This window comes from Oleispirillum naphthae (assembly GCA_027864655.1).
Taxonomy (GTDB): Bacteria; Pseudomonadota; Alphaproteobacteria; order Rhodospirillales; family Rhodospirillaceae; genus Oleispirillum; species Oleispirillum naphthae.
Window position 1 is genome coordinate 11,256 of record JAQAZG010000011.1, and the last position, 13,170, is coordinate 24,425.

Below are 13,170 nucleotides of genomic sequence, written 5' to 3' on the forward strand. Positions count from 1 at the left end.
GGTACAGTCCCGCCCCTGCGCGCCCGTAGCTCAGATGGATAGAGTGTCGGCCTCCGAAGCCGAAGGTCGTGGGTTCGGCGCGTCGGCAACGCCGACGCGCGACGCCGCGAAGCGGCGGTCCGAGGGCGCGCCCGAGGATGAAAACGCGGGCTTGCGCGCGTTTTCACAATCCCGCCGGGCGCACCGTCGTGCGCCGCGCCGAATTTTAGCCGTTGCCGCGGCGGAACGGGATTGGTACAGTCCCGCCCCTGCGCGCCCGTAGCTCAGATGGATAGAGTGTCGGCCTCCGAAGCCGAAGGTCGTGGGTTCGAATCCCGCCGGGCGCGCCAAAGGCCAAGAGGGGGTCTCCCCCTCTTGGCCTTTGGCGCATCCGGTGAGGCCGAGAGCCCGCCGGGTTCGGCGCGGCGGCTCCGCCGCCGCGGACGCCGGGCGCATGCGGGAACGGAGGAAGCCCCTTCCCGAGGATGGAGACGCGGGGCCAACCCGCGTTTCCATGCCCCGGCCGGGAGCGGCTGGGCGGAGCCGCCGCGCGGTTTTTTCTGGCCGCCTAGACGTAGCAGGGGCCATCGATCAGCGGGTGGGCATCGACGAATGCCTCGTCGATGTCGAGGCCGAGGCCCGGCCCCTCCGGCGGGCGCACGCAGCCGTTCTCGTCCAGCCGGTCGGCGGTGCCGCCCAGGTGGTCGCGGAAGGGGTTGTGCCGCGCCACATCCGCCTCGAAGTAGCCGGGGTTGTCCACTGCGGCGAGCATGTGGATCGAGGCCGCGATGTTGATCGCGGTGGCGGAGGTGTGCGGGTCGAAAGGAATCTTCCAGGCCGAGCACATCGCCGCGATGCGCATGAGTTCGGTGACGCCGCCCGCCTTCGAGGCGTCGGGCTGGGCGATGCGGACCGCGCCGTCCTCGATCAGACGGGTGAACTCGAAGCGGGTGTAGTGGTTCTCGCCCGCGGCCAGGGGGATGGTGGTGCGCGTCGCGGCGTCGCGGTAGAGGCGGTAATCGTGCGGCGTGAACGGCTCTTCCAGCCAGCCGATCATGCACTCCTCGAAGGCGGGGACGACGCGGCGGAAGTCGTCCAGGCTGTAGTTGGTGTTGGCGTCCACCAGGATGTCGATGTCGGCGCCGACGGCGTCGCGCACCGTGCGCACCCGCGCGACGTCGCGCGCCGGGGTGTCGCCGCAGCGCAGCTTGAGCGCGCGGTAGCCGCGCGCCACGTAGGACTGCGCCTCCTCGGCAAGCTGCTGCGGGGATTGCTGCCAGCCGAGGGAGATGCCGCCCGCATAGGCCTTCACCGGCCGCGCCGCGCCGCCCAGCAGGCGATAGAGCGGCCAGCCCGCCGCCTTGCCGCGGATGTCCCACAGCGCGATGTCGAGACCGGAAAGCGCCATGGCCGCCGCGGTGCCCATGCCGTGGCTGGCGAGCTGCATCTTGTGCACCCGCTGCCACACCGCGACCACCTCGAGGGCGTTCATGCCCACCACCAGTTCGCGGATCGTCGTGTCGATCAGCTTGGCGACGGCGCCGGGGCAGCGGCCGTGGTGCGCCTCGCCCCAGCCGACGATGCCCTCGTCGGTTTCCACCTTGACCAGCACGGCGTCGCGCTTGACGGCGCGGCCGATGCCCAGGGTGACGTTCTGGCCTTCCGGCACGCGGTAGGAAACCGGTTTTGCGGTAACGGATGTGATCTTCATCATGGTCCTTCCAGGATACGCAGGTGGGTAAGAGGCCGGCCGGGGCGAGTCCGTCATCCGGCGGAGGCATGCCGCGGTTTCCTCGCCGATCCCTTGCCGCGCACGAAGAACAGCACCGATGCCGCGGCGAGCGCCAGGCAGCCCATGGTGAACGGCCGGGTCAGCAGGGTGGCGGGGGCGGTATGGAAAAGCAGGACGCTCATGCGCAGGTTGGATTCGAGGATCGGCCCGAGAACCAGGCCGAGGACGATGGGCGCGATGGGATAGCTAACGCGGCTCAGCAGGTATCCGACGCCGCCGAGGATCAGCATGATCCAGACGTCGGACAGCGACGTGGACAGGCTGTAGGTGCCGAGGCAGCAGAAAACCAGGAGCAGCGGCACGATGTACTTCGTCGGGATGCCGGATATCTTGGTGTAGTACTTCAGCGTCGCCATCTGGAACACGAACATGATGATGTTCGAGATGAAGAAGGCGATGAAGATCCCGTAGACGACGTCCGGAGAGTCGACCACGAACATCGGGCCGGGGATCAGGCCGTGGATCATCAGGCCGCCGAGAAGCACGGCGGTCACCGCGTCGCCGGGAATGCCGAGGACGATCATCGGCACCAGGGCGCCGCCGGTGGTGGCGTTGTTGCAGCATTCGGAGGCGGCCACCCCCTCGATGCAGCCGGTGCCGAACTCCTCCGGCGTCTTGGAAATCGCCTTCGCCGCGTCGTAGGAGATGAAGCAGGCGATCGCCGCGCCGGAACCGGGCAGGATGCCGATCAGGGTGCCGATCAGGGAGGAGGACACCAAGGTGCGGCCGATGCGGCGGATATCCGCCCATCGCAGCAGCATGCGGCTGATTCCGGCGTCGAAGACCTGGGTTTCCGCGCAATAGCGGGCGGCCTCCTGCAGCAGCGGCGGCAGGGCGAACAGGCCGATCAGGGCGGGCATCAGGGGAATGCCGCGCAACAGGGCGATGCTGTCGAAGGTGTAGCGCGGCTGGCTGGTGATCGGGTCCGGCCCGATGCAGGAGATCAGGATGCCGAGGCAGGCGGCCCACACCCCCTTGGCGATCGAGCCGCCGGAGGCGCCGGCGACCAGGGTGAGGCCGAGCACCGAGAAGGCGAAGTATTCCGACGGGCCGAATTCGAGGGCGAGGCGGGCGAGCGGCGGCGCCACGGTGGCGAGGATGACCGCGCTGACGGTGCCGCCGACGAAGGAGGTGAACACCGCGGTGGTCAGGGCGCGGCCGGACTCGCCCTTGCGGGTCATCGGGTAGCCGTCGAACATCGTCACGAAATTCGAGGGCGTTCCGGGGATTCCCAGCAGGATCGAGGAAAACGCGCCGCCGGAATAGCCGCCGACGTAGACCCCGAGCAGCAGCCCCATGCCCATCAGGGGCGGCATGGTGAAGGTGAACGGGATGAGCAGGCCGATCGCCATGGTTGCGGTCAACCCCGGGATCGCGCCGATGAACGTCCCCAGGATCACGCCCGCCGCGATCGCCGCCAGAACCCCGAACTGCATGACCAAACCCAACCCGGCGAGCCAGTCTTCCATGGCGTCCCCTCCCGTTGCGCGGCGTGCGCGCGTGAAATCGTCAGAACAAAAGGGCTCCGCGCGTCGGCATCTTCAGGATCACCGCGAACATGAAGTAGCAGAGCGCCGATGCGAACACGGAGAACGCCGCGTTGCGTGCCCAGTTCTTCCGGAAGTCGGTTTCGAGAATGGCGGTATTCGCGAAGATGAAGACCAGCACGGAGACCGCGAGGCCGACCTTCACTACGGAGAGGGCGAACAGCGCCGCGACGGCGACGCAGGCGGCCTGCACGGGGACGAGAATCGCCTTCTCTCGCGTTCGCGCGCCCGCGCGGCGCAGGGCGGCGGTGTCCCGCGCGAGGATGAGGCCGCCGACCAGCAGCATCACGCCGAGCACGATGAACGGCACGAAATCGATGCCGCAGGACACCCCGGAAGCCTCCTTGGGCAACTGCAGCGTCAGGTATAGCGCGGTCAGGACGAAAACCGCGGTCACGACGCCGGACACGACTTTGGAAATCATGGCCATCCTCCCTCGGGGCGGGGGCCGCCCGGAGTCCTCCTCCGGGCGGTTCCGTGGACACGCCTACTTTTGGGCTTCCTTGGCGATCTCGGCCATTTCCGAGAACAGCACGCCGATCTGTTTGTCGAGGGCCGCACCGGAACGGAAATCGATGGTGATTTTCATCTTGTCGGTGTGGTCCTTGAAGGACTGCGCGGCGGCGGCCTTCTTGAAAATCGCGACCAGCTCCGCCTTGACGTCGGCGGCCAGGCCCTTGGGCGCGGCGATCCAGCGGCTGTCGTCCCAGGCGAAGTCGATGCCCTGTTCCTTGAAGGTCGGCACGTCGGGGATGTCGGGGGAGCGCGTATCGGTGACCGCGCCGAGGACGCGCACCTGCTTGGCCTTCATCTGCGAGACGAATTCCGAGGGATGCATGCTGGCGATGGAGACGTGGCCGCCCAGCATCGCCGTCTTGGCGAGCGCGTTGCCGCCGAACGGCACCACCGTCATCTTGATGTTGCCGCGCTTCTCGATGCCGAGAGCGGTCATGTGGGCGAGGGTGCCGGCCCCGCCGACGCCGATCGTCACCACGCCCGGGTTGGCCTTGGCGAAGGCCACGACGTCGCGCATGTCCTTCCACGGGGAACTCGCCTTGACCACGAAGCACAGAGGTTCCGAGGTGATGTTGGCGATGTGGTCGAAGGCGGTCTGGTCGAACTTCACCATGCCGAGCTTGCTCGCCACGGCGAAGGCGGAGGGAACCAGGACCAGGGTGTAGCCGTCGGGCTTGTAGGTCAGCGCCTCGGTGAGGCCGACGGCGCTGCCGCCGCCCGACTTGTTGACGATGACCAGCGGCTGCCCGGTGATCTTCTGGAACGGTTCGGCCAGGCCGCGGGCGATGATGTCGGTCGATCCGCCGGGGCTGTAGGGGACGATCAGGGTGACCGGCGCGTTCGGGAACTTGGCCTCGGCCGCAGCCGGCAAGGTCAGGGGCAGAAGGGCCATGACCGCGGTACAAATCCATCGCTTGGCATGCATTTCTTCATTCCTCCCTTGGTATATGTTTGTTTTTACATACCTTTTTATTTTTTGCTTTTGACCTTCTTCCAGGTCTGACGGGCGTTGTCCTTATGCTCCTTGAACAACCGGTTGGAGAGCTCTCCGTCGCGCGCCCGCAACGACGCGACGATGCGCACATGCGCATCGAAGGATTCGCGGATCTTGTCGGGGTTTAGGGCGAAGACGGCGCGTTCCTGCGGCGTCTCGGACTGCAACTGGTGGACGATGCGCTGCAGCACCGGGTTGCCGCACTTGCGCAAGATGAACGCGTGGAAGGTCTGGTCGAGGTGGGCATAGGCGGGGACGTCGTTGGCCTCGACGGTTTCCCGCATGTCGTCGAGCATGCGCTCGAGAATCCAGAAATCCTCGTCGTCGAGATATGCCGCGGCCATCGCCGTCGCCGCGCCCTCGAGAATCTGGCGGACCTGGAACACGCCGTCCTGTTCGGAGTATTTCGGCACCGCGACCGAGAATCCGGCGTGCGGCCGGTTCTCGACCAGGCCCTCCGCCTCGAGCGCCTTCAGTGCCTCGCGCACCGGGATCTCGCTGACCTGGGCTTCCTGCGCCAGCCTGCAAATGGTGAGCTTCTGGCCGGGCAGATAGATGCCCTCCATGATCCGGCTGCGCAATTGCTCGAAAACAAGGCCGCTTTTGGTTTGAAACAGCATCGCCATCCACCCGGGTTTCAAAATCATATATCATATATGATATACGATTTCAACGCCGATGCCGAGAGCGAAACGCAGCGCGCCGCCGCTCCCGGGGCGGGAGGGCGGCGCGGACGGAACCGGAGGGCGCACAGGCCCTCCGCAGCGTGTCAGGAGTCGGCGGTCACATCAGGAAGGTGACGGCGACATAACCCGCGCTCATCGCCAGGAAGAAGGCGAGGCCCGCCCAGCTGAGGAGGGTGAGGATCGGGCCGGGGCGCATCTGCACGGGCACGTTGTCGCCCTTCATCACCTTGAAGTTGATGTAGGCGAGCACCGGCGAGGTGAGGAACGAGACGATCGAGGCGAACGCCAGCATCTGCATCAGGTTCTTGACGAAGAACAGGATCACCCCCGCGCCGATGACCACCGACAGCACGATGCAGAGGTTCTGGATCTGGCGGAAGCGCTCGGCCTTGAGGTCGCCGATGATGACGCACGCCGCGGCGAGCGAGCGCGGATAGCCGTCCTGCACGGTCAGCGCGGTGCTGAACATGGTGACGAAGGCGGCGGTGAGGATGAGGCTGCGCGACCACGGGCCGATGGTTTCGGCATAGAGGTTGACGAACTGCTTGGAGAAGCCGACTCCGCCCGCGGAGAACTTCACGCCGGTGCCGTGCATCACCAGGGCGCCGAGCGCGACGAACAGCACGGCGAGCACGATGCACGCGCCGTAGCCGATGAGGAAGTCCACGGTGTTCTCGCGCGGCGTCGGGGAGTATCCGGTCTGGCGCTTGCGGCTGATCATCCAGAGGGAAGACCACGCGGTCATGTCCACCGGCGCGGGCATCCAGCCGAGCAGCATCACCAGGAAGGGCAGGGTGGCCCAGGTCCACGGGTCGGGCGCAACGAAGCCCGGCGCGGTGGCCGCCGGATGCGCGGCGGCGAGGATCACCGCGGCGACGGTGCATATCGTCAGCACCGCGATGATCACCTTCGACAGGCCGTCGAGCAGGGAATAGCGGCCGAGCAGCAGGATCAGGCCGCACACGGCAAGCACCGCGATGGCGGCGTGCGGCACCGTGAGCGGCACGAAATCGTAGGTGGCGAGCAGCGCGCCGGAAAGCATCGCCACCGCGGTGATGCTGATGATCCCGGTCATGATGTTGATGCCGAGGAAGGTGTAGACGTAGCCGATGCCCTGGCGGCGGTAGCCTTCGAGCAGGCTTTCGCCGGTGGCGGCGGCATAGCGGTGGCCGTAGAGGAAGAACGGGTACTTCAGCACGTTGGCGAGGATCACCAGGCCCATCAGGCTCCAGCCGAATTCCGCTCCGGCGCGGGCGGACCACACCAGGTGCGAGGCGCCGACCGCGGCGCAGGCCATGAGGATGCCGGGGCCGATCGCCTTCCACAGGTTGCCCTGGGCCTGGGCTTCGTTCTCCGGCGGGGTGTCCTCGGTTTTTTCGTCGATCGTGGCCGCTACGTCCTGCACGGTGCCTCCCGGAATATCCTTATGCGTTGGCCTTGCCGGGCGGGACCCGGGAAACGCGCAATCTAGCGGCTTCGCGGCGGCCTGTCGCCGGTTTATCGGCGCGCGCGGGCAAAAAATTGGAGGCGTTCTATTTCCGCAGGGCGATTTCCAGGCCGAAGAACACGAACAGCGCGCCGGAGGCGCGCTCGATGCCGCGCCGCGCCTTGAGATAGGCGGCCTTGACGCGCGCGAGCCCCAACCCCCAGGCGAGCAGGCCGTACCACGAGCCGGAGATGGCGACCATGGTGCACACCGCGGCGATCCCGGCGGAAAGCGGCGCATCCTGCGGCATGGTGGCGGCGAAGATGGTGGCGACGAAGGCGCCGCTCTTGGGGTTGGAGAGCTGGGTCATCAGGCCGCGGCGGAAGGCGCGGCGGCCCGCGCCGCGGGTCGCCGCGGGCAGGGCGGCGGGATGCTCGCCGCCCTTGAGGATCAGCCGCGCGCCGAGATAGACGATGTAGCCGCCGCCCGCGAGCTTGAGGCCGAGGTAGACCCACGGCGCGGCGCGGAAGAGAAGCCCGACGCCGAAGAACCCGGCGCTGCCCCAGACCACGGTGCCGCAGAGGATGCCCGCGACGGTAAGCAGGGATTCGCGGCGGCGCAGGGCCACGGCGGAACTGCCGATCAGCAGCACGTTGGGTCCCGGCGTCACCACCGCGACGAACCACAGAAGGGCGAAGCTCAGCATCGAGGTCATGGCCGGGAATCCTTGCGCCGGGGAAAACCGCTCTCCGCTGTGTGCGCTTGCGCGCGGGCGCGGTCAAGGGAGAAGAAACTCGACAAGGGCGGGGCGGGAGTCCTAGGGTCGGGGGACAGGCGCTTTCACCAAGGGGAACCCGAAATGACCGAGGATCCGTATGTCCTGCGCGACGACGCGGCAGGCGTCGCCACCCTGACGCTCAACCGCGCGCAATCGCGCAACAGCCTGGGGCTGCCGATGCTGACCGCGCTCAAGGAAGCGCTCGACGGCGTCGCCGCCGACCCGGCGGCGCGCGTCGTGGTGATCGGCGGCGCGGGACCGGCGTTCTGCGCCGGGCACGACCTGCGGGAGATGTCCGCAGAGCTGTTCGACGCGGTCTACGCGCACAAGCTGTTCACCCTGTGCGGCGACGTGATGCAGGCGATCGTGCGGATGAGGAAGCCGGTGATCGCGCGGGTGCACGGCGTCGCCACCGCGGCGGGCTGCCAACTGGTGGCGAGCTGCGACCTCGCGGTCGCGGCGGAGGGCTCGCGCTTCGCCACGCCGGGGGTGAACATCGGGCTGTTCTGCACCACGCCGATGGTGGCGCTGACCCGCGCCATCGCGCCGAAGCATGCGCTGCAACTCCTGCTCACCGGCGACCTGATCGACGCGCCGACGGCGCTGCGCATCGGCCTGATCAACGAGATCGTGCCGGAAACCGAACTCGATGCGCGCATCGACGCGCTCGCCCGCAAGCTCGCCGGGAAGTCGCCGGTGACGCTGGCGATGGGCAAGGCGGCGTTCCAGGCGCAGCGCGACCTGCCGCTTGCCGAGGCCTATGCCTACGCGGCGGGGGTGATGACCGAAAACCTGCAAACCATGGACGCGCAGGAAGGCATCTGCGCCTTCCTGCAGAAACGCACTCCGGAGTGGACGGGGCGCTAGGTGCGGAAAACCAAAACGCCCCGGAGGGTCGCGGACCCTCCGGACCTCCCCTAACTTTTTATTTTTGCGCGGAGCGCCATAGGCCCGTGCGGTCGCCACGGGAGGTGCTGCCTGCCGCTTCGCGGCAAAAAAAGTTATGAGGTGCGCGAGGGGATTGGAGCCGACCGCCGAAGGCGGTGGGAACGCCCGGTGGGCGTTCCCAAGGCGGAAATGTCCCCTCGCAATGTTTTGTCTTTTAGGAATCCCCCTCCCGCCAGCGGCGCCAGCCGTCGGCGCGCAGGCGGCAGGCCGGGCATGTGCCGCAGCCGTAGCCCCAGCCGTGGCGGTGCGCGCGGTCGCCGAGGTAGCAGCTGTGGGTATGCTCCAGCAGCATCTCCACTAGGGCGTCGCCGCCGAGGCCGCGGGCGAGGCTCCAGGTGCCCGCCTTGTCGATCCGCATCAGCGGCGTGTGGAGGACGAAGCGGCTTTCCATGCCGAGGTTGAGCGCCACCTGCACCGCCTTGACGGTGTCGTCGCGGCAGTCGGGATAGCCGGAATAGTCGGTCTCGCACACCCCGGTGACGATGTGGCGCAACCCGCGGCGATAGGCCGCCGCCGCCGCCAGGGTGAGGAAGAGGATGTTGCGTCCGGGGACGAAGGTGGTGGGCAGGCCGTTCCCGCCGGTTTCGATCGCCACGTTCTCGATCATCGCGGTGTCGCCGATCTGCGCCAGCGCGCCCGCATCCAGCACCCGGTCGCCGCCGAGGCGCGCCGCCCACTGCGGAAAACTTTCGCGCAGCGCGGAAAGGAAATCCTGCCGCACGTCGAGTTCGACGCGGTGGCGCTGGCGATAGTCGAAGCCCACCGTCTCGACGCGGGCGAACCGCGAAAGCGCCCAGGCGAGGCAGGTGGCGGAATCCTGCCCGCCGGAAAACAGCACCAGTGCGCCTTCGTCGGTCATCGCGGTCGTTCCTTTCGCGCAGGTTCCCGCCCCCTATAGCACCGATGGCCGGTTTCCGCATGTGTCGTCCGTGTCACAGACCGGGGCGCGCATGTGCGCCACTCTTGCCGGAACGCCGCAGGTGCGCCACCTTCGGAAAGAGACTGAAAAACAAGGTCCGCCATGCCCGCCTCCGATGCCGCCGACCTGATCGCCTGCCCGGACTGCGGCGCGCTCTACCGCCGCGCCGCCGTCGCGCCGGGGGAAAAGGCGCGCTGCCGCCGCTGCGGCCGGATGCTCTACCGCGGCGCACGGCTGAATGCGGAGCGCCTGCCGGCGCTGGTGTGCGCCGCGCTGATCGTGCTTCTCATCGCCAATTCCGCGCCGATCGTCGATTTGCGGGTGCAGGGCATTTCCAACTCCGCGACGCTCGCGGGCAGCATCCGCGCCCTGTGGGCGGACGGCCGCCCCCTGGTCGCCGCCCTGGTCGCCGCCACCACCCTGGCGTTCCCGCTGCTCGACCTCTGCGCCCTCGGCGCGGCGGTGCTGCTGTTGCGCCGCGACCCTGCCTGCAATGCCGCGGCGCGGCTGTTGCGCGTGCTGCAGGCGGTGCGCCCGTGGGGCATGGTGGAGGTGTTCATGCTCGGCGTCCTCGTCGCCCTGGTGAAGCTTTCCCACATGGCGGAAATCCGCCCCGGCGTCGCGCTGTGGGCCTTCGCCGCGCTCACCGTGCTGCTTGCCGCGATTCTCTCCTACGACCTGCGCGGGTTGTGGGAGTCGCGCCCGGTCGCGCCCCATCCGCCGCCGCCGGAGGCCGCGCCCCTGGTGCCCTGCCACGTCTGCGGCCTGGTCGGCGCGCCCGCGCCGCACTGCCCGCGCTGCGGCGCGCCGGTGCACGCGCGCAAGCCCGCCAGCCTGGCGCGCACCTGGGCCTTCCTGCTCGCCGGGGCGATTCTCTATATCCCCGCCAACGTGCTGCCGATCATGCGCACCAGTTCCCTCGGCGGCGTGGAGTCCGACACCATCATGAGCGGCATCGTCTATTTCTGGACCTCCGGCTCGCCGGACCTGGCGGCGCTGATCTTCTTCGTCAGCATCTTCATTCCCCTCGCCAAGATCGGTTCGCTCACCATGCTGCTGTTCACCGTGGGGCGCGGCTCGCCGCGCGGCAAACGGCGGCGCACCGCGCTCTACCGCATCCTCGCGTTCGTCGGCCGCTGGTCGATGCTGGACGTGTTCGTCGTCGCGCTGATGGTCGGCCTGGTGCGCTTCGGCGCGCTCGCGGCGATCGACGCGGGGCCGGGGGCCGCCGCCTTCGGCGCGGTGGTGGTGCTGACGATGATCGCCGCGCACGATTTCGACCCGCGCCTGCTCTGGGACTCCGAGGCTCCGCATGACTGATCCCGCCCTTCCCGATCCCGAGATTTCCCCGGCCAGCCGCTGGCTGCCCTCCCTGGTGTGGATCGTGCCGCTGGTGGCGGCGCTGATCGGCCTGTCCCTGGTGGTCAAGGCGGTGCGCGGCCGCGGCCCGACGATCACCGTGAGCTTTTCCACCGCGGAGGGCATCGAGCCCGGCAAGACCAAGGTGAAGTTCAAGAACGTCGATATCGGTTCGGTCACCGCGGTGCGCCTTTCGGAGGACCGCAAGCGGGTGCTCGCGGCGATCGACCTCGACAAGCAGGCGGAGGCCTTCGCCGCCGCGGACAGCCGCTTCTGGGTGGTGCGGCCTCGCCTCGCCGGGACCGGGGTCTCCGGTCTGGGCACCCTGCTCTCCGGGGCCTACATCGGCGTCGATGGCGGACGTTCGGACGAGCGGCGCAGCGAATTCACCGGCCTGGAGGAGCCGCCGGTGGTGGCCTCCGACGCGCCGGGGCGGCGCTTCGTGCTGCATGCGGAGGATATCGGTTCGCTGGACGCGGGTTCTCCGGTGTTCTTCCGCCGCATCCAGGTGGGGCATGTGGAGAGCTTCAAGCTCACCGCCGACGGGCGGCGCATCGACCTCGGCATTTTCGTGCGTGCGCCCTACGACCGCTTCGTCACCGCGGAGACGCGCTTCTGGCACGCCAGCGGCATCGATCTCAGCCTCTCCGCCGCGGGCCTGAAGCTGGAGACCCAGTCGCTCGCCAGCGTCCTCATGGGCGGCGTCGCCTTCGAGACGCCGTCGGGGGAGGCGGACCTCGCCGCCGAGGGCGCGGACTTCGCCCTCGCCACCGGGCGCGACGAGGCGCTGAAGGCCCCGGACGGCGCGCCGGTGGAGGTGCTGGTGCGCTTCGGCGGTTCGGTGCGCGGCCTGGCGCCCGGCGCGCCGGTGGACTTCCGCGGCGTGCGCATCGGCTCGGTGCGCTCGGTGCGCCTCGCCCACGACGCGGCGGCCGACACCTACGACGCGCCGGTGGTGCTGGTGGTCTACCCCGACCGCCTGGGCGCGGCGAAGGCGGGCGCCGATGCGCCGCAGAAGGTGGCGGCCCTGGTGAAGCGCGGCCTGCGCGCGCAGTTGCGCAGCGGCAACCTGCTCACCGGGCAGCTCTACGTCGCCTTCGACTTCTTCCCCAAGGCGCGGCCCGCAACCCTGCGCACCTCCGGCGGCCTGCCGGAACTGCCCGCCGTGCCGGGCGAGATGGAGGCGATGCAGCAGCAGGTGCAAACCATCGTGCAGAAGATCGCCGCCGTGCCGTTCGACGAAATCGGCGCGGAGGCGCGCGCCGCGCTCGCCAACCTCAACGTCACGCTCAAGCGCGTCAACGGCCTCTCCGCCACGGCGGAAAAGGACCTGCTGCCCGACCTGCGCGAGGCGCTGGCCACGATCAACCGCACGGTCGCGGGGGATTCGCCGATGCAGCAGGATACCCGCGCCGCCCTGCGTGCCCTGGCGGATGCGGCGCGGGCGCTCACCGCGCTCGCCGACGGCCTCGACCGCCGCCCCGAATCCCTCCTCCGCGGAAAGGACTCCACGCCATGAAGCCGCCTCGCCTGCTGCTCTGCGCCCTGCTCGCCGCGGGCCTCTCCGCCTGCGGAGCCTCGCCCGCGACGCGCTACCACACCCTCGCCGCCCCCTCCGGTCCGGCGGCGGGCGGCGGCGCGGAGCGCCTGGTGGAGGTTCTGCCGGTGGCGCTGCCGGGCCGCGCGGACCGTGCCGCGCTGGTGCTCTCCCGGGCGGACGGCAGCCTGGAGGTGCGCGACGCCGACCGCTGGGCCGGACCGCTGGCGGAGGAACTGCGCGCGGTGATCGACGCGGCGCTGTGGCGCGCCGCCCGCGCCGCGGACGTCTACGCCGCGCCGCTGCCGGGCTCGGCGCTGCCGCAATACCGCCTGGCGGCGCGCATCGACCGCTTCGACGCGGTGCCCGGCGGCAGCGCCACGGTGGAAGCCTCGTGGACCCTGCGCCGCCTGCCGAAGGGCGCTTCCGCCGCCTGCCGCGCCGCGTTCTCCGCGCCGCTCGCCGGGGACTCGGCGGATGCCGCCGCCGCCGCCCTCGCCGCCGCCTCGCGCCGCCTCGCCGATGCGATGGCGGACAGCCTGATCAGGCTGGAAAGCGGGGAACCGCCCTGCGCAGGGGTGCGGTAAAACCAAACCTTTGCGGGGGGACTCGGTCCCCCCACACCCCCCATAACTTGTTTTTCGCCGCGCAGCGGCAGACAACATGCCTGTTGCCACCGCCACAGGCTT

The 13,170-nt window shown here is 69.2% G+C and carries 12 protein-coding genes and 2 tRNA genes; 6 read left to right on the plus strand and 8 right to left on the minus strand.

The features are described 5' to 3' along the window. Positions 1-19: 19 nt before the first annotated feature. Positions 20-183 (plus strand) — tRNA-Arg (locus O7R11_RS11925). Between the two features lie 69 nt (positions 184-252). Continuing rightward, positions 253-329 (plus strand) — tRNA-Arg (locus O7R11_RS11930). A 218-nt stretch (positions 330-547) separates the two neighbouring features. Here O7R11_RS11930 and O7R11_RS11935 read toward each other — a convergent pair. The 7 genes from O7R11_RS11935 to O7R11_RS11965 all read right to left on the minus strand — a co-directional run bounded on the left by O7R11_RS11935 (position 548) and on the right by O7R11_RS11965 (position 7,655). Beyond that, on the minus strand, positions 548-1,693 hold the full coding sequence (locus O7R11_RS11935; RefSeq protein WP_337997750.1) for a mandelate racemase/muconate lactonizing enzyme family protein: 1,146 nt from the start codon (positions 1,691-1,693) through the stop codon (positions 548-550). Between the two features lie 50 nt (positions 1,694-1,743). Beyond that, entirely contained in the window at positions 1,744-3,240 is a 1,497-nt protein-coding gene (locus tag O7R11_RS11940) for a tripartite tricarboxylate transporter permease (RefSeq protein ID WP_337997751.1), read from the minus strand. 40 nt (positions 3,241-3,280) lie between these two features. Then, positions 3,281-3,742 carry a tripartite tricarboxylate transporter TctB family protein gene (locus O7R11_RS11945; protein ID WP_337997752.1) on the minus strand — a complete coding sequence of 154 codons (462 nt, stop codon included), beginning with the start codon at positions 3,740-3,742 and terminating at the stop codon, positions 3,281-3,283. Positions 3,743-3,805: 63 nt separating this feature from the next. Further along, positions 3,806-4,726: a Bug family tripartite tricarboxylate transporter substrate binding protein gene (locus O7R11_RS11950; RefSeq protein ID WP_337997753.1), complete on the minus strand. Its 921-nt coding sequence runs from the start codon at positions 4,724-4,726 to the stop codon at positions 3,806-3,808. Between the two features lie 77 nt (positions 4,727-4,803). After that, on the minus strand, positions 4,804-5,448 hold the full coding sequence (locus O7R11_RS11955; protein ID WP_337997754.1) for a GntR family transcriptional regulator: 645 nt from the start codon (positions 5,446-5,448) through the stop codon (positions 4,804-4,806). Positions 5,449-5,611: 163 nt separating this feature from the next. Further along, complete coding sequence (locus tag O7R11_RS11960; protein WP_337997755.1) at positions 5,612-6,919, minus strand: Nramp family divalent metal transporter; 1,308 nt, start codon at positions 6,917-6,919, stop codon at positions 5,612-5,614. Positions 6,920-7,046: 127 nt separating this feature from the next. Further along, positions 7,047-7,655: a LysE family translocator gene (locus O7R11_RS11965; protein WP_337997756.1), complete on the minus strand. Its 609-nt coding sequence runs from the start codon at positions 7,653-7,655 to the stop codon at positions 7,047-7,049. A gap of 144 nt (positions 7,656-7,799) precedes the next feature. On the opposite strand from O7R11_RS11965, the gene O7R11_RS11970 reads away from it, so the two are divergent. Beyond that, complete coding sequence (locus O7R11_RS11970) at positions 7,800-8,585, plus strand: enoyl-CoA hydratase (protein ID WP_337997757.1); 786 nt, start codon at positions 7,800-7,802, stop codon at positions 8,583-8,585. A 235-nt stretch (positions 8,586-8,820) separates the two neighbouring features. On the opposite strand, the gene queC is transcribed toward O7R11_RS11970, so the two are convergent. Continuing rightward, a complete protein-coding gene (queC, locus tag O7R11_RS11975) occupies positions 8,821-9,525 on the minus strand; it encodes a 7-cyano-7-deazaguanine synthase QueC (RefSeq protein WP_337997758.1) in 705 nt (234 codons plus the stop codon). 162 nt (positions 9,526-9,687) lie between these two features. On the opposite strand from queC, the gene O7R11_RS11980 reads away from it, so the two are divergent. Genes O7R11_RS11980 through O7R11_RS11990 form a run of 3 tightly spaced genes read left to right on the plus strand, consistent with a single transcriptional unit; the run spans position 9,688 to position 13,068 of the window. Then, positions 9,688-10,905, plus strand: coding sequence for a paraquat-inducible protein A (locus tag O7R11_RS11980; RefSeq protein WP_337997759.1), 1,218 nt, complete (start codon positions 9,688-9,690; stop codon positions 10,903-10,905). Further along, positions 10,898-12,463: a PqiB family protein gene (locus O7R11_RS11985; protein WP_337997760.1), complete on the plus strand. Its 1,566-nt coding sequence runs from the start codon at positions 10,898-10,900 to the stop codon at positions 12,461-12,463. Before O7R11_RS11980 ends, O7R11_RS11985 begins: the two co-directional genes overlap by 8 nt. Beyond that, positions 12,460-13,068: a PqiC family protein gene (locus O7R11_RS11990; protein WP_337997761.1), complete on the plus strand. Its 609-nt coding sequence runs from the start codon at positions 12,460-12,462 to the stop codon at positions 13,066-13,068. The genes O7R11_RS11985 and O7R11_RS11990 overlap by 4 nt, the downstream gene beginning before the upstream one ends. Positions 13,069-13,170: the final 102 nt, after the last annotated feature.

Bases quoted from the DNA above. Each gene is read 5' to 3' on its own strand.
- O7R11_RS11935 (WP_337997750.1), bottom strand. From the start codon at position 1,693: ATGATGAAGATCACATCCGTTACCGCAAAACCGGTTTCCTACCGCGTG.
- O7R11_RS11940 (WP_337997751.1), bottom strand. From the start codon at position 3,240: ATGGAAGACTGGCTCGCCGGGTTGGGTTTGGTCATGCAGTTCGGGGTT.
- O7R11_RS11945 (WP_337997752.1), bottom strand. From the start codon at position 3,742: ATGATTTCCAAAGTCGTGTCCGGCGTCGTGACCGCGGTTTTCGTCCTG.
- O7R11_RS11950 (WP_337997753.1), bottom strand. From the start codon at position 4,726: ATGGCCCTTCTGCCCCTGACCTTGCCGGCTGCGGCCGAGGCCAAGTTC.
- O7R11_RS11955 (WP_337997754.1), bottom strand. From the start codon at position 5,448: ATGCTGTTTCAAACCAAAAGCGGCCTTGTTTTCGAGCAATTGCGCAGC.
- O7R11_RS11965 (WP_337997756.1), bottom strand. From the start codon at position 7,655: ATGACCTCGATGCTGAGCTTCGCCCTTCTGTGGTTCGTCGCGGTGGTG.
- O7R11_RS11970 (WP_337997757.1), top strand. From the start codon at position 7,800: ATGACCGAGGATCCGTATGTCCTGCGCGACGACGCGGCAGGCGTCGCC.
- queC (WP_337997758.1), bottom strand. From the start codon at position 9,525: ATGACCGACGAAGGCGCACTGGTGCTGTTTTCCGGCGGGCAGGATTCC.
- O7R11_RS11980 (WP_337997759.1), top strand. From the start codon at position 9,688: ATGCCCGCCTCCGATGCCGCCGACCTGATCGCCTGCCCGGACTGCGGC.
- O7R11_RS11985 (WP_337997760.1), top strand. From the start codon at position 10,898: ATGACTGATCCCGCCCTTCCCGATCCCGAGATTTCCCCGGCCAGCCGC.
- O7R11_RS11990 (WP_337997761.1), top strand. From the start codon at position 12,460: ATGAAGCCGCCTCGCCTGCTGCTCTGCGCCCTGCTCGCCGCGGGCCTC.